The 16,710-nt window shown below is 62.8% G+C and carries 16 protein-coding genes; 4 read left to right on the top strand and 12 right to left on the bottom strand.

Features of this window, described 5'->3' with window-relative positions; genetic code table 11:
- Positions 1–128: 128 nt before the first annotated feature.
- The 4 genes from thrC to xerD all read right to left on the bottom strand — a co-directional run bounded on the left by thrC (position 129) and on the right by xerD (position 4,861).
- On the bottom strand, positions 129–1,538 hold the full coding sequence (gene thrC / locus BLV47_RS29020) for a threonine synthase (protein ID WP_092319898.1): 1,410 nt from the start codon (positions 1,536–1,538) through the stop codon (positions 129–131).
- A 104-nt stretch (positions 1,539–1,642) separates the two neighbouring features.
- A complete protein-coding gene (locus BLV47_RS29015; protein ID WP_060842565.1) occupies positions 1,643–2,947 on the bottom strand; it encodes a homoserine dehydrogenase in 1,305 nt (434 codons plus the stop codon).
- A gap of 135 nt (positions 2,948–3,082) precedes the next feature.
- The gene (locus tag BLV47_RS29010; RefSeq protein ID WP_060837693.1) at positions 3,083–3,814 is read right to left on the bottom strand and encodes a thioredoxin fold domain-containing protein; all 732 of its coding nucleotides are present in this window, start codon (positions 3,812–3,814) and stop codon (positions 3,083–3,085) included.
- Positions 3,815–3,964: 150 nt separating this feature from the next.
- Positions 3,965–4,861: a site-specific tyrosine recombinase XerD gene (gene xerD, locus BLV47_RS29005; RefSeq protein ID WP_016967523.1), complete on the bottom strand. Its 897-nt coding sequence runs from the start codon at positions 4,859–4,861 to the stop codon at positions 3,965–3,967.
- A 107-nt stretch (positions 4,862–4,968) separates the two neighbouring features.
- On the opposite strand from xerD, the gene BLV47_RS29000 reads away from it, so the two are divergent.
- Entirely contained in the window at positions 4,969–6,771 is a 1,803-nt protein-coding gene (locus BLV47_RS29000) for a cation:proton antiporter (RefSeq protein ID WP_092319896.1), read from the top strand.
- Positions 6,772–6,849: 78 nt separating this feature from the next.
- On the opposite strand, the gene BLV47_RS28995 is transcribed toward BLV47_RS29000, so the two are convergent.
- From BLV47_RS28995 to ffh, 6 genes are all read right to left on the bottom strand, one after another.
- Positions 6,850–7,263, bottom strand: coding sequence for an acyl-CoA thioesterase (locus BLV47_RS28995; RefSeq protein ID WP_016967525.1), 414 nt, complete (start codon positions 7,261–7,263; stop codon positions 6,850–6,852).
- 91 nt (positions 7,264–7,354) lie between these two features.
- Positions 7,355–7,705 (bottom strand): 50S ribosomal protein L19, encoded by a 351-nt coding sequence (rplS, locus tag BLV47_RS28990; protein ID WP_009047143.1) that lies wholly within the window; start codon positions 7,703–7,705, stop codon positions 7,355–7,357.
- Between the two features lie 45 nt (positions 7,706–7,750).
- Positions 7,751–8,524 (bottom strand): tRNA (guanosine(37)-N1)-methyltransferase TrmD, encoded by a 774-nt coding sequence (trmD, locus tag BLV47_RS28985; protein ID WP_016967526.1) that lies wholly within the window; start codon positions 8,522–8,524, stop codon positions 7,751–7,753.
- Positions 8,506–9,042, bottom strand: coding sequence for a ribosome maturation factor RimM (gene rimM, locus BLV47_RS28980; RefSeq protein ID WP_092319894.1), 537 nt, complete (start codon positions 9,040–9,042; stop codon positions 8,506–8,508). The genes trmD and rimM overlap by 19 nt, the downstream gene beginning before the upstream one ends.
- 5 nt (positions 9,043–9,047) lie before the next feature.
- Positions 9,048–9,299: a 30S ribosomal protein S16 gene (gene rpsP / locus BLV47_RS28975; protein ID WP_007927680.1), complete on the bottom strand. Its 252-nt coding sequence runs from the start codon at positions 9,297–9,299 to the stop codon at positions 9,048–9,050.
- A gap of 251 nt (positions 9,300–9,550) precedes the next feature.
- Positions 9,551–10,927, bottom strand: a complete 1,377-nt coding sequence (ffh, locus tag BLV47_RS28970; RefSeq protein WP_047301950.1) for a signal recognition particle protein — start codon at positions 10,925–10,927, stop codon at positions 9,551–9,553.
- A 208-nt stretch (positions 10,928–11,135) separates the two neighbouring features.
- Here ffh and BLV47_RS28965 point away from each other — a divergent pair, with 208 nt between their 5' ends.
- From BLV47_RS28965 to BLV47_RS28955, 3 genes are all read left to right on the top strand, one after another.
- Entirely contained in the window at positions 11,136–11,948 is an 813-nt protein-coding gene (locus BLV47_RS28965; protein WP_092319892.1) for a cytochrome C assembly family protein, read from the top strand.
- A gap of 9 nt (positions 11,949–11,957) precedes the next feature.
- Positions 11,958–13,187, top strand: coding sequence for an HlyC/CorC family transporter (locus tag BLV47_RS28960; protein ID WP_092319890.1), 1,230 nt, complete (start codon positions 11,958–11,960; stop codon positions 13,185–13,187).
- Positions 13,188–13,504: 317 nt separating this feature from the next.
- On the top strand, positions 13,505–14,821 hold the full coding sequence (locus BLV47_RS28955; protein ID WP_092319888.1) for an MFS transporter: 1,317 nt from the start codon (positions 13,505–13,507) through the stop codon (positions 14,819–14,821).
- A gap of 77 nt (positions 14,822–14,898) precedes the next feature.
- Here the strand turns inward: BLV47_RS28955 and purT are convergent, their stop codons facing one another.
- Positions 14,899–16,080 carry a formate-dependent phosphoribosylglycinamide formyltransferase gene (gene purT, locus BLV47_RS28950; protein WP_092319886.1) on the bottom strand — a complete coding sequence of 394 codons (1,182 nt, stop codon included), beginning with the start codon at positions 16,078–16,080 and terminating at the stop codon, positions 14,899–14,901.
- A 100-nt stretch (positions 16,081–16,180) separates the two neighbouring features.
- Positions 16,181–16,648 (bottom strand): VUT family protein, encoded by a 468-nt coding sequence (locus BLV47_RS28945; RefSeq protein WP_092319884.1) that lies wholly within the window; start codon positions 16,646–16,648, stop codon positions 16,181–16,183.
- Between the last annotated feature and the right edge of the window lie 62 nt (positions 16,649–16,710).

Genomic DNA, 16,710 nt, shown 5'->3' with positions numbered 1-16,710 from the left:
GGACACGCCGCCCCCTGTAAGTTTGACGAAGCATCATCCAGGCCTCCCTGCCCCTGGCGGGCCAAGCTTGCACATGAAAAAACAAAGCCCGTCAGGAGACGGGCTTCGTGGACGACAAGACCAAGGGATCAGAGTGGCTTGCCACGATTGCCGTGCTGGCTGACAAAAGCCTGCACCGCTTTCAGGTCGTTGGCCAGGACCGTGCAACGCTCTTCACGCTGGAACAGGTCGGACAGGTGCGCCGGCAGTTCCAGAGCCTTGCCGACACCGGCCTTCTCCACCGCGTCCGGGAACTTCACCGGGTGCGCGGTGCCCAGGATCACCATCGGCGTGTCCAGGCTGCGGCGGCACTCACGGGCGGCCTTGACGCCGATCGCGGTGTGCGGGTCCAGCACTTCGCCGGTCTGGGCGAAGACTTCGGCGATGGTTTCGCAGGTCTGCTCGTCGTTCACCGCCAGGGAGTCGAACAGCTTGCGCGCTTCGGTCCAGCGGTCCTGCTCGACGCTGAAACCGCCACCTTGCTTGAAGCTGTCCATCAGGCCGGCCAGGGCGGCGCCATTGCGACCGTGCAGGTCGAACAGCAAGCGCTCGAAGTTCGACGAAACCATGATGTCCATGGACGGCGACAGGGTCGCGTGCAGGGTTTCCTTGACGTACTGATTGCCGCTCATGAAGCGGTGCAGGATGTCGTTGCGGTTGGTGGCGACGATCAGCTGGCTGATCGGCAGGCCCATGTTGCGCGCCAGGTAGCCGGCGAAGATGTCGCCGAAGTTGCCGGTAGGCACCGAGAACGCGATGGAGCGCGCCGGGCCGCCCAGCTGCAGGGCCGCGTGGAAGTAGTAGACGATCTGGGCCATGATCCGCGCCCAGTTGATCGAGTTCACCGCCACCAGGCGCGTGCCCTTGAGGAAGCCCTGGTCGGCGAAGCTGGCCTTGACCATTTCCTGGCAGTCGTCGAAGTTGCCTTCGATGGCGATGTTGTGGATGTTCTCGCCGAGGATGGTAGTCATCTGCCGGCGCTGCACTTCCGATACACGGTTGTGCGGATGCAGGATGAAGATGTCGACGTTGTCGCAACGCTTGCAGCCTTCGATGGCCGCCGAACCGGTGTCACCGGAGGTGGCGCCAATGATCACCACGCGCTCGCCGCGCTTCTCCAGCACGTAGTCCAGCAGGCGACCCAGCAATTGCAGGGCGAAGTCCTTGAACGCCAGGGTCGGACCGTGGAACAGCTCCAGCACCCACTCGTTGCCGTTGAGCTGACGCAGCGGCGCGATGGCGTTATGGGAGAAGGCCCCGTAGGTTTCTTCGAGGATCTTCTTGAAATCGGCATCCGGAATGCTGCCGGTGACGAACGGGCGCATGACCCGGAACGCCAGCTCGTGATACGGCAGGCCGGCCCAGGAAGCGATTTCTTCCTGGGTGAAACGTGGCAGGTTCTCCGGTACGTAGAGACCGCCGTCGCTGGCCAGGCCGGCCAGCAGCACATCTTCGAAATTCAGGGCCGGTGCCTGGCCACGAGTACTGATATAGCGCATGGGGACAAACCTTCGGTTTGAGCTGCAAGTTGCAAGCTACAAGCGACAAGTCAGAGCAGTTGCGCTTCTGGCTTGCCGCTTGGCACTCGCAGCTTGCCGCTGCTTCAATTGAGATGTTCGACGCGGATGCGGACCACTGGGCCGACGACGCCCTGCAGGGCCTCCAGCGCAGTAATCGCGTCGTTGATGTGCTGCTCCAGAACGCGGTGGGTCAACAGGATCATCGGCACCAGGCCGTCCTGCTCTTCCACTTCCTTCTGCATGATCGATTCGATGTTGATGCCGCGCTCCGAGAGGATGCTTGCCACCTGGGCCAGCACGCCCGGGTGATCCTTGGCCTGGATGCGCAGGTAGTAGGCGCTCTCGCAGGACTCGATCGGCAGGATCGGGTGATCGGACAGGGAGTCCGGCTGGAAGGCCAGGTGCGGCACGCGGTTTTCCGGGTCGCTGGTCATGGCGCGAACCACGTCCACCAGGTCGGCCACCACCGAGGAAGCGGTCGGCTCCATGCCGGCGCCAGCGCCGTAGAACAGGGTCGAACCAGCAGCGTCGCCATTGACCATGACCGCGTTCATCACGCCGTTGACGTTGGCGATCAGCCGATCGGCCGGGATCAGGGTCGGGTGCACCCGCAGCTCGATACCCGCCTCGGTGCGACGCGCCACGCCCAGGTGCTTGATGCGGTAGCCCAGGGCTTCGGCGTAGTTCACGTCGGCGGTGGTCAGCTTGGTGATGCCTTCGGTGTAGGCCTTGTCGAATTGCAGCGGGATGCCAAAGGCGATGGACGCCAGGATGGTCAGCTTGTGCGCGGCGTCGATGCCCTCGACGTCGAAGGTCGGATCGGCTTCGGCGTAACCCAGGGCCTGGGCCTCGGCCAGCACGTCTTCGAAGGTGCGGCCCTTCTCGCGCATTTCCGAAAGGATGAAGTTGCCGGTGCCGTTGATGATCCCCGCCAGCCAGTTGATGCGGTTGGCCGACAACCCTTCGCGGATCGCCTTGATCACCGGGATGCCACCGGCCACGGCAGCTTCGAAGGCCACGATCACGCCCTTCTCCTGGGCCTTGGCGAAGATCTCGTTACCGTGCACGGCGATCAGCGCCTTGTTCGCGGTGACCACGTGCTTGCCGTTCTCGATGGCCTTGAGCACCAGCTCACGAGCTACGGTGTAGCCACCCACCAGCTCGATGACGATATCGATCTCGGGATTGGTGGCCACGGCGAAGACATCGTTGGTAATCGCAATACCGGTCGTTTGGAACTGAGGCTTTGGCGTACGGGTAGCAATTTGCGCTACTTCGATTCCACGCCCGGCACGGCGGGCAATCTCCTCGGCGTTGCGCTGAAGTACGTTTAGGGTACCGCCACCGACAGTACCCAGCCCACAGATGCCTACTTTGACCGGATTCACTCTGAACTCCCCATAAAACGGCCGACTCAAGGCCGGCCGTAGAATACAGCCGCAACCTGCGCGGCTCTCTATTAATGGTCCGCAGGCTTGCGCCGGCGGACCATGATCGTCAAAGGCTAGCGTGACGATGCAGGATTATTTCGCACCCAGCGCCAGTTTGGCGATCTGCGGTGCCGGCTGGTAGCCGGGAATTACCTGACCATCGGCCAGAACGATGGCCGGCGTGCCATTGACACCGATCGACTGACCCAGGGCGAACTGTTTGGACACCGGGTTATCGCACTTGGCGGCCTTGATTTCCTTGCCGTCGACCATCTTGTCCATCGCGGCTTTCTTGTCCGCCGAGCACCAGACCGCCTGCAGCTGTTCGTCACCCGGCGAGCCCAGGCCCTGACGCGGGAATGCCACGTAGCGCACTTCCACACCCTGCTTGTTCAGCGCCGGGATTTCCGCGTGCAGCTTGTGGCAGTAAGGGCAGGTGGTGTCGGTGAATACGGTGATGTGGGTCTTGGTTTCGCCAATGGCCGGATAGACCACAGTTTCTGCGACCGGAATACCGTTGATCAACTTGGAAATGCCCAGACGCTCGGTTTTTTCCGTGAGATTCACCGGTTTGCCGTCCTTGAGCTGGAACAGATAGCCCTGAACCACGAACTGGCCGTCGGCGCTGGCGTAGAGTACGCGACTGCCCTTGAGCTTGACCTCATACAGGCCCGCCAGGGGGCTGGCGGTGATGCTCTCCACCGGCACTTCGAGCTGCAGCGTTTCGAGGCTCTTGCGGATGGCTTTCTCGGCACTGTCATCGGCCACGGCGAAGGTGCTGAGCAACGCCAGGGAGGCGGCGGCAATAATCTGGGTCAAACGCATGGGAACTCCTGAAGGCGGGCAAATGGGCAAACGCCAAGGCTGGTCGGGATCAAACCCGGGCAAACACCCTTTTTGCAAACCGGCAAAGCCTATCACATCTGTTTGCCGGCACCGACTACGGGCGACGCAAAGCGCCACTCGTGAGCCAAATCAACCCCGCGGGTGATGCTTGGCGTGCAGATCCTGAAGGCGGGCACGGGCCACATGGGTGTAGATCTGGGTGGTGGACAGGTCGCTGTGGCCCAGCAGCATCTGCACCACCCGCAGGTCGGCACCATGATTGAGCAGGTGCGTAGCGAAGGCATGGCGCAGGGTATGGGGCGACAGCGCCTTGCCGATCCCGGCGACCTTGGCCTGGTGCTTGATCCGGTGCCAGAAGGTCTGTCGAGTCATCTGCTCGCCGCGCTGGCTGGGAAACAGCACATCGCTGGGCCGCCCGCCGAGCAACTCGGCACGGCCATCGCGCAGGTAGCGCTCGACCCAGACAATCGCTTCCTCGCCCATGGGCACCAGGCGCTCCTTGCTGCCCTTGCCCATGACCCGCAACACGCCCTGGCGCAGATTGACCTGTTCCAGGGTCAGGCTGATCAGTTCGGTGACCCGCAACCCACAGGCATAGAGCACTTCAAGCATGGCGCGGTCGCGCTGGCCGATGGCCTCGCTCAGGTCCGGGGCGGCCAACAGCGCCTCGACATCCGCTTCCGACAGCGACTTGGGCAACGGCCGCCCCAGTTGCGGCATGTCGATCCGCAGGGTCGGGTCGACCTCAATCAGCTTTTCCCTGAGCAGATAGCGGTAGAACCCACGCAGGCCGGAAAGAAACCGCGCCGTCGAACGGGGCTTGTAAGCCTGCTCCACGCGCCAAGCGAGGTGATCGAGGATCAACTCGCGACCGGCTCGCGGCAGTTCCAGCCCCTGCTCCTGCAGCCAACCGTTGAACAGCGCCAGATCGCTGCGATAGGCGTCGCGGGTGTTGTCGGACAAACCTTTCTCCAACCACAAGGCATCGAGAAAACGGTCGATCAGGGGGTGGTCGATGGCGGGCATAAAGACTCGAAAAGCGCGACCCAGGGGCCACGGGCAAAAAAATAGTGAACTGCACAGAGGGTCGCTAGTCTTTCATAGCCAGCCATTTCAAGGAACAGGGTGCATTGATGAGCGAACAACAGATTCTGCTGGCCTTCGGCGGCATCGGCGTGGCGGCACTGGGCTGCCAGTGGCTGGCCTGGAGGCTGAAACTGCCGGCCATTCTGTTCCTGCTGCTCAGCGGCATCCTGGCCGGGCCGGTGCTGGGCTGGCTCGACCCGCAGGAAATGTTCGGCCCGCTGCTGATGCCCCTGGTGTCGCTGGCGGTAGCGCTGATCCTGTTCGAAGGCAGCCTGACCCTGCATCTCTCCGAGTGGCGCGAGATCGGTAGCGTGGTCCACCGCCTGGTCACCCTCGGCGCGCTGTCCACCTGGGCGGTGATCACCCTGGCCACCCATTGGCTGCTGGGCTTCGACTGGATGCTGGCTTTGCTGTTCGGCACCCTGACCCTGGTCACCGGACCGACGGTGATTGTGCCGATGCTGCGGGTGGTGCGCCCCAAGGCCTCGATCGCCAACATCCTGCGCTGGGAAGGCATCGTCATCGACCCGATCGGCGCCCTGCTGGCAGTGGTGGTCTACAGCTTCATCATCGCCAGCGCCGCCGGCGAGGGCCTGAGCCACAGCCTGCTGACCTTCGGCGGAGTGATTCTCTGCGGCAGCCTGTTCGGCATCGCCGGCGGCTGGGTGCTGGGCAGCATCATGCGCCGCCAGTGGCTGCCGGAATACCTGCACAACCTGGCGACCCTGGCCGCGGTGCTGGGGATATTCATTGCCTCCAACCAGGTGATGCATGAATCCGGACTGCTGGCCGTGACCCTGATGGGCATGTGGATGGCCAATATGAAAGGTGTGGATGTCCGGCACATCCTGCACTTCAAGGAAAACCTCAGCGTGCTGCTGATTTCCGGGCTGTTCATCCTGCTGGCGGCCCGCCTGGACCTCAAGGCACTGATCGCCCTGGGCCCGCTGGTGCTGATCCTGCTGCTGGTGATCCAGTTCATCGCCCGCCCGCTGAACGTGCTGCTGTCCACCGCCGGGTCGAATCTCAACTGGCGCGAACGCGCCTTGCTGGCATGGATTGCCCCACGAGGGATTGTTGCCGCGGCGGTATCGGCGATCTTCGCCATCCGCCTGGACGAGGCCGGCCACCAGGGCGCGCTGCTGCTGGTGCCACTGACCTTCGCCGTGATCATCGGCACCGTGGTCCTGCAAAGCGCTACCGCCCGGCCCTTGGCGCGCCTGCTGAAGGTCGCGGAACCCGCCCCCAGCGGCTTCCTGATTGTCGGCGCCAACGGCCCGGCACGCACCATCGCCAAGGCTTTGCAGCAGTTGGGCAGCCGAGTGCTGCTGACCGACTCCAGCTGGGAGAACATCCGTGCAGCGCGCATGGAAGGCCTGCCCACGTATTTCGGCAATCCGGCCTCGCAGCACGCCGACGCGCACCTGGATCTGGTGGGCCTGGGGCATCTGCTGGCGCTCTCGCCTTCAGGCGAACTCAACACCCTGGCAGCCATGCGCTTTCGTCATGACTTCGGCCATCAGCGCCTGTTCGCCCTGGCCAACAGCCAGGAAAGCCGACGCACCGACAAGCACCGCGCCAGCCACGAACACCGCGGCCAACTGCTGGGCAGCGAGGCCCTGACCTACACCAAACTGGCCAGCCTGCTGGGCCAGGGCGCGGAGTTGTACAGCACGCACCTGACCGAAACCTTTGACTGGGACGACTACCAGGCCTTGCACGGTGAACGCGCGACCTTGCTGTTCGCCCGCGACAGCAACGGCTGGGTGCATGTCGTCACCCCGGAGAGCAGCCTCAAGCCAGCGCCGGGCTGGACCCTGCTGGCGCTGATCCAGCCGGAGTCCCTGTAACCGAGCCCCCCCCCTGTAGGAGCTGGCTTGCCAGCGAAAAGGCCCGAACCCCACCCCCGTTCGCCAGCACGCCGCCTGCTACGCTGCAAACCCCGGAAGCACCGGCACCGGACGCTTGTCGTCATCAATGGCGACGAAACTGAACAGACCATGAATGGCCTTCTCCCTTCCGTCGCAGCTCATGCTTTCGACAAATACCTCGACTTCGACCTTGAGGCTGGTGTTGCCCACCGTCACCACCCGCCCGACCAACTCGACGATCGAACCCGCGGCAATCGGATGCTTGAAGTCAATGCGGTCGGTGGACACCGTCACCAGCGGCAAGCGACAGAAACGCGTGGCCGCAATGAACGAAACCTCATCCATCCAGGCCAGGGCCGTGCCGCCGAACAGGGTGTTGTGATGGTTGGTGGTGGAGGGGAATACCGCCTTGGTCACGCGGGTCACCGAAAGCTCGGTACGGCGCTGGATTTCTTGCTCGCGAGGGGACATCGGTCAACTGCCTGAAACATTGATGAGGGATAAATGACGGGCAACAAAAAAGCAGCCCGTAGGCTGCTTTTTTCTGCATCGGAAGCTGGACTTAAGCCAGTTTTTCCTTGATGCGAGCTGCTTTACCCGACAGGTCGCGCAGGTAGTACAGCTTGGCTTTACGCACGTCACCGCGACGCTTGACAGCCATGCTGTCGATCTGCGGGGAGTAGGTCTGGAAAGTACGCTCTACGCCAACACCGTTGGAGATTTTACGTACGGTGAACGCGCTGTTCACACCGCGGTTGCGCTTGGCGATAACTACGCCTTCGAACGCCTGCAGACGGGAACGATCGCCTTCCTTCACTTTCACCTGAACGACAATGGTGTCGCCCGGGGCAAAGGCTGGGATCTCTTTGGTCATCTGCTCTGCTTCGAGTGCAAGGATGATTTTGTTGGTCATGCTGTGCTCCTAAGGTAAATCGTCGGATCTACCATCGATACGTTGTTAACTATCGTCCCGCTCGCGGAGATATTCCTCGAGCAGCTTCTTCTCTTCTCCAGAAAGCGAGCGGCTTTCCAGAAGATCGGCGCGTCGTTCATAGGTCCGACCAAGGGACTGCTGTAAACGCCAACGCCGGATGTGTGCGTGATTGCCGCTTAGCAATACGTCGGGAACACGCTGATCCGCATACACCTCCGGTCGGGTGTAGTGCGGGCAATCCAGCAGACCGTCCGTGAAGGAATCTTCCTCCGCGGAATCCACATGCCCTAAAGCTCCGGGCAGCAGTCGCGTAACCGCATCAATCAGGACCATCGCCGGCAGCTCGCCACCGGAGAGTACATAGTCGCCAATCGACCACTCTTCATCGACATGAGCTTCAATAAACCGCTCGTCAATGCCTTCATAACGACCAGCAATCAGGATCAATGCATCCTCATTCGCCAACTCGCGCACCGCCGACTGATTCAGTTGACGGCCTTGGGGCGACAGGTAGATCACCTTCGCACCCTCCCCGGCTGCGTTTCTGGCCTGAACCAGTGCATCCTCCAGGGGCTTGATCTTCATCACCATGCCAGGGCCGCCGCCAAACGGGCGATCGTCCACAGTGTGATGTCGATCCGTGGTGTAGTCTCGCGGATTCCAACAGGTCAGCTGCAACAGCCCCTGTTTCACCGCGCGGCTGGTTATGCCGTACTCACTGATGGCGGAAAACATCTCGGGAAACAGACTGATCACTTCTACGCGCAAGTTAGCCACGCTTAGAAATCCGCGTCCCATTCCACCTTCATCTCGCCCGCTGCCAGGTCGACGGCCAACACGCATTGCTCGGTATAGGGCAACAGACGTTCGCGATCATCCAGGCTGCCAGCGCAAGGCTTGACCACCATTACATCGTTCGAGCCGGTCTCCAGCAGGTGATCGATCTGCCCGAGCAGTTGCCCGAGGGTGTCGATGACCTTGAGACCTTGCAGCTGGTACCAGTAGTACTCGCCGTCGGTCAGTTCAGGGAACAGGCTGCGCGGCACGCAGATCTCGTAACCGGCCAGAAGACGTGCTTCTTCGCGATCATCAAGACCCTTGAGCTTTGCGACCAGGAACTTTTCGTTCCCGCGTCCGCTGACCAGCTCAACCTGTTTCACGCTACCTTCGCGCTTGAGCGTCCAGGTTTTGTAGTCCAACAGGTTTTTAATCGGATCAGTAAAGGAAAAGACCTTCACTTCGCCGCGAACGCCATGAACAGAGTAGATTTTGCCGATAACGATCAAATCATCAGCAGGAGCTGGCGTCGCGTTCATAGGGTTCAGGCTGCAGCCTTAGCCGATTCCTTCAGCAACTGAGCAACGCGCTCAGAAGGCTGTGCACCCACGCTCAGCCAGTAGGCTACGCGCTCTTGGTTCACGGACAGGCGAACTTCTTGACCACGAGCGATCGGGTTGAAGAAGCCAACTTGTTCTTTGTGCGAACCGTCACGTGGGTTACGGCTGTCGGTCACGGTCAGGTGGTAAAACGGGCGCTTTTTGGAGCCGCCAAGGGCAAGACGGATTGTTAGCATGTGAACATCGTTCCTGTAGTCGGTGCTGCAAATCTAAATGCACAGCGGGCATGGGTGCCCGAAAGGCCGCATATTCTAAGGAATATCCGGACTTTTGCAAATGACTTTTTCCGGCGCCCATCGGCTGCCACTCAGATTTGCCATGAAGCCGTCGCAAGCGACAGCGAGCGGGCTCACCCCAAACGAGGGTTTACCCTGGATTCCACGTCCCCGTGGAAAAAAGCGCCGACATGACTGCCGGCGCGGATTCTTCAGATCTTCGGCATGCCGCCGCCGGGCAGCATACCGCCCATGCCGCGCATCATCTTGGCCATCCCGCCCTTGGCGGAGAACTTCTTCATCATCTTCTGCATCTGCTTGTGCTGCTTGATCAAGCGGCCGATGTCCTGCACCTGGGTACCGGAACCCATGGCGATCCGGCGCTTGCGCGAACCGCTGATCAGCTCAGGGTCGCGGCGCTCGGCCGGGGTCATGGAGTTGATGATGGCTTCCATCTGCTTGAACTGCTTTTCAGCGGCGCTCTGTGCGTTGCCCATCTGCGCCAGATTGACCCCGCCGATGTTCGGCAGCTTGTCCATCAGGCCGCCCAGGCCACCCATGTTCTTCATTTGTTGCAGTTGGTCGCGGAAGTCTTCGAGGTCGAAGCCCTTGCCCTTCTTCAGCTTTTTAGCAAGCTTGTCGGCCTTTTCCTTGTCGAGGGTCTGCTCGGCCTGCTCGATCAGGCTGAGCACGTCGCCCATGCCAAGGATCCGCGAAGCGATACGCTCAGGATGGAACGGCTCCAGCGCCTCGCTCTTCTCACCCATACCGATGAACTTGATCGGCTTGCCAGTGATGGCCCGCACCGACAGCGCGGCACCGCCACGGGCGTCGCCGTCGACCTTGGTCAGGATCACCCCGGTCAGCGGCAGCGCGTCACCAAAGGCCTTGGCGGTGTTGGCGGCGTCCTGGCCGGTCATGGCGTCGACCACGAACAGGGTTTCCACCGGCTTGATCGCCGCGTGCAGCGCCTGGATCTCGTCCATCATCTCGCTGTCGACGTGCAGGCGACCGGCGGTGTCGACGATCACCACGTCGATGAACTTGAGCTTCGCTTCCTTTATAGCCGCTTCAGCGATGGCCACCGGCTTCTGGCTCAGATCGGACGGGAAGAAGGTCACGCCGATGTCGTTGGCCAGGGTTTCCAGCTGCTTGATCGCCGCCGGGCGGTAAACGTCGGCGGACACCACCATCACGCTCTTTTTCTTGCGCTCTTTAAGAAAGCGCGCAAGCTTGCCGGCGGTGGTGGTCTTGCCCGCGCCCTGCAGACCGGCCATCAGCACCACGGCTGGCGGCACGGCACTCAGGTTGAGGTCTTCGTTGGCCGCGCCCATCAGGCTTTCCAGCTCGGCCTGGACGATCTTCACAAAGGCCTGGCCCGGGGTCAGGCTGCGGGACACTTCGGTGCCGACCGCACGCTCCTTCACCGAATTGACGAAGTCCTTGACCACCGGCAACGCGACGTCAGCTTCGAGCAGCGCCATGCGCACTTCGCGCAGGGTGTCTTTGATGTTGTCCTCGGTCAGCTTGGCCTTGCCGGTGACATGGCGCAGCGTCTGCGAGAGACGGTCGGTTAGGTTTTCAAACATGCTCGATCCTTTCAGGCCCAAGGTAGACCGGGGTAATGGCGGCCCAGAGCGTGATAAACAAGTGCTCGATGAGCCTGCGGCGTGGGCAGGTCGCGGATTATAGCGAAGACTGTGCGTGGCGGACACCTCGCCGTCTGCTTGGGTGGACTTTCAGGGCTGTGGGTTCTATGCCAAACTCAGCGACTTTCGGGCCTGCCTAACAGGATTTATGCTCCCCTTGTCACCCAGCTTGCTACCCACCCTCGCCGCCGCCGTCCTTTATGCCGCTGCGACCTTCTATCAAGGCTCTCGCCTGGCCACCGGCGCCAAGGCAAACAAGCGCCTGCTGGTTACGCTGGGCATCCTGGCCCTGCTCGCCCATGGCATCAGCCTGCTGACCCACCTGCTGACTCCGGCGGGCCTGGGCCTGGACTTCTTCAGCGCCGCCAGCCTGATCGCCGCGGCGGTCATCGCCCTAACCCTGCTGGCCTGCTGGCGGATTCCGGTGGAAAACCTGCTGGTGCTGCTGTTCCCCCTGGGCGCCCTGACAGCCCTGCTGGCGCAGTTCGTGCCAACCGGCACCGTGCCGGTGATCGATGAGGAGCCGGGGATTCTCGCCCACATCCTGTTGTCGATCCTGGCCTACGGCATGTTCACCATCGCGGTCTTCCAGTCGTTGCTGCTGCTGGTGCAGGACCACCAGTTGAAGAACAAGCACCCCTCCGGCCTGATCAGGAACTTCCCGCCGCTGCAGACCATGGAAAGCCTGCTGTTCGGCTTTCTCTGGGCCGGCTGGAGCCTGCTGTCACTGTCGCTGATCTCCGGCTGGCTGTTCGTCGAAAACCTGTTCGCCCAGCACCTGGTGCACAAGACCCTGCTGGCCTGCCTGGCCTGGGTGGTGTTCAGCGTGCTGCTGTGGGGCCGCAACCGCCTGGGCTGGCGCGGGCACAAGGCGATTCGCTGGACCCTCGCGGGTTTCTGCCTGCTGATGCTGGCGTACTTCGGCAGCAAGCTGGTTCGTGAATACATCCTGCACATCTGACGACCGGCCATGACCGACTCCCTGCCCTCCGGGCCCATGCTCGCGGTAATCGCCCTGCTGATCGTCTGGTCGGGGCTATTCACTGCCATCGACGCCGCGCAACAGCACCTGCTGACCCAACGTAACGGCTCGCGCTCCGGCGACAAGCCGACAGCGCGACTGGCCTTCCCCAAGGAAAGCCTGATTCTGTGCAATACCCTGTGCCGGGTCCTGGCGGTGATCATCAGCACCTTGCTGGCGCTGTTCTACTGGGCGGAAGAAGGCCCCTGGCTGGCCTGCCTGATCAGCACCAGCGGCTTGCTGGTGCTGGCCGAGTACCTGCCCCGCACCCTGGCTCTGCGCTATCCGGAAGGCACCCTGAGCTTTGGCAACAGCCTGCTGGCGATCCCCATGAAGCTTGTCTATCCCCTGGCCTGGCTGCTCAACGCCATCGGCCAGCTGCTGTTGCGCCCGTTCGCCGCCAAGGCCAGCGCGGTCAAACACAGCGACGACGATCCGGCGCTACTGGACGATGAGCCCGCCCCTCAGGAACACCACGCCCTGTCCGGCATCCACGCCCTGGACAACATCACCGTCAACGACATCCTGGTGCCCCGCAGCGAAGTGCAGGGCATCAACCTCGACGACCCGATCGAAGAGATCATTGCCCAGCTGCGCCTGAACAAACGCACCCGGCTGCCGGTATTCCACAGCGATATCAATCAGGTCGAAGCGGTGCTCAACACCCGGCAGATCCGCCACCTGTTGCCTGACGCCAGCCTGACCAAGGAAGCCTTGCTGGCCGCCTGCCACGAACCCTACTTCGTCCCGGAAAGCACCCCGCTGCAACTGCAACTGCTCAACTTCCACAAGCAGCAACGGCGCCTGGGCATGGTGGTGGACGAATACGGCGAGGTGCTGGGCATCGTCACCCTGGAAGACATTCTCGAAGAAATCGTCGGCGAGTTCGAAAGCGAGCACAGCCTGGACAACCCCCACATCCATCCGCAGGCCGACGGTCGTTATGTGGTGGAAGGCGCGGCCTCGATTCGCGAACTGAACAAGAGCCTGGGCTGGCACCTGCCCAGCGACGGCCCCAAGACCCTCAACGGCCTGGTCACCGAAGCCCTGGAAACCATTCCCGACAGCGCCGTATGCCTGAAGATCGGCCGCTACCGCCTGGAGATCCTCGAAACCGAGGAAAACCGCGTCAGCCGCGTGCTGCTCTGGCACACCAGCAGCCCTCCCGCCCGGACCTGACTCGCAGCCGATACCCCACAAGCGCTGTTGCCTGCTCCCTGGCCCTGCGCAACGGGCCCTCGGGCCTGGTGCCGTCACGCAAACCCGGCAACCACCACAACCCTTGTTGGATCGTTAGCAGCCTTTCTATAATCGCGCTGCTTACCCAAGCCCCGCAGATCCGCGTGCTACCCGCATCGAAGACGATCCTGCCGGCATCACCCGCCACCGTTCGACGTCACTCCCATCCCGAGTGACGAGCGCGCCAAACCCACATCCCTGGGTGCTCGACCCTAATAATTCGCTCCACAGGAGCACTGACTGTCAGGGATATCCGCATGACGACCAGCACCACCTACGGCGCCTCCGCGCCTGCCCAACCGAGCAATTCAGCCTCTCGGGTGGCCACCGCCAGTTTTATCGGCACCGCCATCGAGTTCTACGATTTCTACGTCTATGCCACCGCCGCCGCCCTGGTGATCGGGCCGGTGTTCTTCCCCCAGAGCTCCGGCACCGCGCAGATGCTCTCGGCCTTCTTGACCTTCGGCATCGCCTTTCTCGCCCGCCCCCTGGGTTCGGCGCTGTTCGGCCATTTCGGCGACCGCATCGGGCGCAAATCGACCCTGGTCGCCTCGCTGCTGCTAATGGGGATCTGCACCACCCTGATCGGCGTGCTGCCGGGCTACGACAGCATTGGCGCCTGGGCACCGATCCTGCTCTGCGTGTTGCGTTTCGGCCAGGGCCTGGGGCTGGGTGGTGAATGGGGCGGAGCCGCCCTGCTGGCCACGGAAAACGCCCCGCCAGGCAAACGCGCCTGGTTCGGCATGTTCCCGCAACTGGGCCCTTCCATCGGCTTTCTCGCCGCCAACGGCCTGTTCCTGGCCCTGGCCATGGGCCTGGACGACGAACAGTTCCGCGCCTGGGGCTGGCGCATTCCGTTTCTGCTCAGCGCCGCGCTGGTGATGGTCGGGCTCTACGTGCGCCTGAAGCTGCACGAAACCCCGGTATTCGCCAACGCCGTGGCGCGCCAGGAACGGGTGAAGATGCCGCTGGTGGAGCTCTTCAGCCAATACTGGATGCCGGTGCTGCTGGGCGCCGCCTCGATGGTGGTGTGCTACGCGCTGTTCTACATCTCCACGGTGTTTTCCCTGAGCTACGGCGTCGCCACCCTGGGCTACAGCCGTGAAACCTTCCTCGGCCTGCTGTGCTTTGCCGTGCTGTTCATGGCGGCGGCCACGCCGCTGTCGGCCTGGGCCAGCGACCGTTTCGGACGCAAGCCGGTGCTGGTGGTTGGCTGCCTGCTGGCGATTCTGTCCGGCTTCAGCATGGAACCGCTGCTGACCCAGGGCTCCACCACCGGCGTGGCGCTGTTCCTGTGCATCGAGCTGTTCCTGATGGGGGTGACCTTCGCCCCGATGGGCGCGCTGCTGCCAGAGCTGTTTCCGACCCACGTGCGTTATACCGGGGCATCGGCGGCCTATAACCTGGGCGGGATAGTCGGCGCCTCGGCGGCACCGTTCTTTGCTCAGAAGCTGGTGGCCATGGGCGGGTTGAGCTGGGTTGGCGGGTATGTTTCGGGGGCGGCTATCTTGAGCCTGATCGCGGTGCTGTGCCTGAAGGAAACGCGGAACAACGATTTGAATCGGGTCGTTTGAGCAACCGCTTCGCGAGCAAGCTCGCTCCTACAGGTTCAATCCGGACCTTGTAGGAGCGAGCTTGCTCGCGATGCTTCTCAGAGTTCGACCACTACCGCTTGCGCAGCACGGGTCGCCTTGGCCCGGGCGGCCTCGATCGACTCATCACGAGCCAGGGCCACGCCCATGCGCCGCTGGCCGTTGACTTCCGGCTTGCCGAACAGGCGCAACGCGGTGTCTGGCTCGCTCAGGGCGGCGCCGAGGTTGGCGAAGGCGGTCTGGGTGGACTTGCCTTCCACCAGGATCACCGCCGAGGCCGAAGGCCCGAACTGGCGGATCTGCGGGATCGGCAGGCCGAGAATCGCCCGCGCGTGCAGGGCGAACTGCGACAGATCCTGGGAAATCAGGGTCACCAGGCCGGTGTCGTGAGGGCGTGGCGACACTTCGCTGAACCACACCTGATCGCCCTTGATGAACAGTTCCACGCCGAACAGGCCGCGGCCGCCCAGGGCTTCGGTCACTGCCTTGGCCACGCGCTCGGATTCGGCCAGGGCTTTCGGGCTCATGGCCTGGGGCTGCCAGGATTCCTGGTAGTCGCCCTTCTCCTGACGATGGCCGACCGGCGCACAGAAGGTGGTGCCGCCCACGTGACGCACGGTCAGCAGGGTGATCTCGTAGTCGAAGTCGATAAAGCCCTCGATGATCACCCGGCCCTTGCCGGCACGCCCGCCTTCCTGGGCGTAGTCCCAGGCTTTCTGCACGTCGTCGACGCTGCGCAGCAGGCTCTGGCCCTTGCCCGAGGAGCTCATCACCGGCTTGACCACGCACGGGAAGCCCAGGTCTTGCACAGCCTTGGCGTAGTCTTCGAAGGTGTCGGCGAAGTGGTACGGCGAGGTCGGCAGGTCCAGCTCTTCGGCGGCCAGGCGGCGGATGCCTTCGCGGTTCATGGTCAGCGAGGTGGCCCGGGCGGTCGGGATCACGGTGAAGCCTTCAGCTTCCAGCTCCACCAGGGTCGCGGTGGCGATGGCCTCGATTTCCGGAACGATGAAGTGCGGCTTCTCGGCTTCGATCACCGCTCGCAACGCCGCGCCATCGAGCATGTTGATCACGTGGCTGCGATGGGCCACTTGCATCGCCGGGGCGTTGGCGTAGCGGTCCACGGCAATCACCTCGACACCCAGGCGTTGCAGCTCGATCACCACCTCCTTGCCCAACTCACCACAGCCACAAAGCAAGACGCGGGTCGCGGTTGGCGACAATGGAGTTCCGATACGAGTCATCTGAAGGTCCTCAAAGGAGCGAATCATCGAGGGCCGAGCGCCAGGCGGACGACCCAAGGGGGAAAGAGCGCGGCATTTTACATGAACCGCGGCCTTTGGCTCAGCCGGCGCACGCCGCTTTGCGCAAACGCCAGGCCATGGCCAGCCAGACCACGGTGACTCCGGCGAACTTCGAGCCCAGGGCGGTGAGGATCACTCCCGGGGTCATGGCATCGATCATGCCGTAGAAGATGAAGGTATCCAGGGGAATGCTCAGCGCCGAACTGATCCACAGCCGATCATGCAGGGGCCGCTTGGTGACGCTGAACACCAGCCAATCGATGCATTCCGAGACGGCGAATGCCGTGGCGCTGGCCAGGGCGATGGTCGGGTCGGAGGTGACATAGGACAACACCAGGGCCGCCAGCATGGCGACGATGGCGCCATGGCCGAAGCGCGTCTGCACCATGTCCCGCAGGACAAACACCAGCCCGCCCCAGGCCGACCAGACGATATCCAACTGCGGCGCGACGGAAAAGGCGTAGTTGATCAGCACGACACTGCTGATATAGGTGATCAGGAAGAGCATGGGCTGAAGGGCACCTGTCGGGAAGGCGCACAGGTTACTGCAGGCCCGAGGTTGGGCCAAGA

This window comes from Pseudomonas saponiphila (assembly GCF_900105185.1).
In the GTDB taxonomy this organism is placed as follows: Bacteria; Pseudomonadota; Gammaproteobacteria; order Pseudomonadales; family Pseudomonadaceae; genus Aquipseudomonas; species Aquipseudomonas saponiphila.
The sequence above is the reverse complement of the archived record's forward strand: the minus strand, read 5'-3'. Positions and strand labels throughout refer to the sequence as shown.

Excerpts from the sequence above, each read along its gene's own strand:
- rpsP (WP_007927680.1), bottom strand. The coding sequence starts at position 9,299 with ATGCTAACAATCCGTCTTGCCCTTGGCGGCTCCAAAAAGCGCCCGTTT.
- BLV47_RS28945 (WP_092319884.1), bottom strand. The coding sequence starts at position 16,648 with ATGCTCTTCCTGATCACCTATATCAGCAGTGTCGTGCTGATCAACTAC.
- ffh (WP_047301950.1), bottom strand. The coding sequence starts at position 10,927 with ATGTTTGAAAACCTAACCGACCGTCTCTCGCAGACGCTGCGCCATGTC.
- thrC (WP_092319898.1), bottom strand. The coding sequence starts at position 1,538 with ATGCGCTATATCAGTACTCGTGGCCAGGCACCGGCCCTGAATTTCGAA.
- BLV47_RS28995 (WP_016967525.1), bottom strand. The coding sequence starts at position 7,263 with ATGTCCCCTCGCGAGCAAGAAATCCAGCGCCGTACCGAGCTTTCGGTG.
- xerD (WP_016967523.1), bottom strand. The coding sequence starts at position 4,861 with ATGCCCGCCATCGACCACCCCCTGATCGACCGTTTTCTCGATGCCTTG.
- BLV47_RS28955 (WP_092319888.1), top strand. The coding sequence starts at position 13,505 with ATGACGACCAGCACCACCTACGGCGCCTCCGCGCCTGCCCAACCGAGC.
- purT (WP_092319886.1), bottom strand. The coding sequence starts at position 16,080 with ATGACTCGTATCGGAACTCCATTGTCGCCAACCGCGACCCGCGTCTTG.
- BLV47_RS29010 (WP_060837693.1), bottom strand. The coding sequence starts at position 3,814 with ATGCGTTTGACCCAGATTATTGCCGCCGCCTCCCTGGCGTTGCTCAGC.
- rimM (WP_092319894.1), bottom strand. The coding sequence starts at position 9,042 with ATGAACGCGACGCCAGCTCCTGCTGATGATTTGATCGTTATCGGCAAA.
- rplS (WP_009047143.1), bottom strand. The coding sequence starts at position 7,705 with ATGACCAACAAAATCATCCTTGCACTCGAAGCAGAGCAGATGACCAAA.
- trmD (WP_016967526.1), bottom strand. The coding sequence starts at position 8,524 with ATGGGACGCGGATTTCTAAGCGTGGCTAACTTGCGCGTAGAAGTGATC.
- BLV47_RS28965 (WP_092319892.1), top strand. The coding sequence starts at position 11,136 with ATGCTCCCCTTGTCACCCAGCTTGCTACCCACCCTCGCCGCCGCCGTC.
- BLV47_RS28960 (WP_092319890.1), top strand. The coding sequence starts at position 11,958 with ATGACCGACTCCCTGCCCTCCGGGCCCATGCTCGCGGTAATCGCCCTG.
- BLV47_RS29000 (WP_092319896.1), top strand. The coding sequence starts at position 4,969 with ATGAGCGAACAACAGATTCTGCTGGCCTTCGGCGGCATCGGCGTGGCG.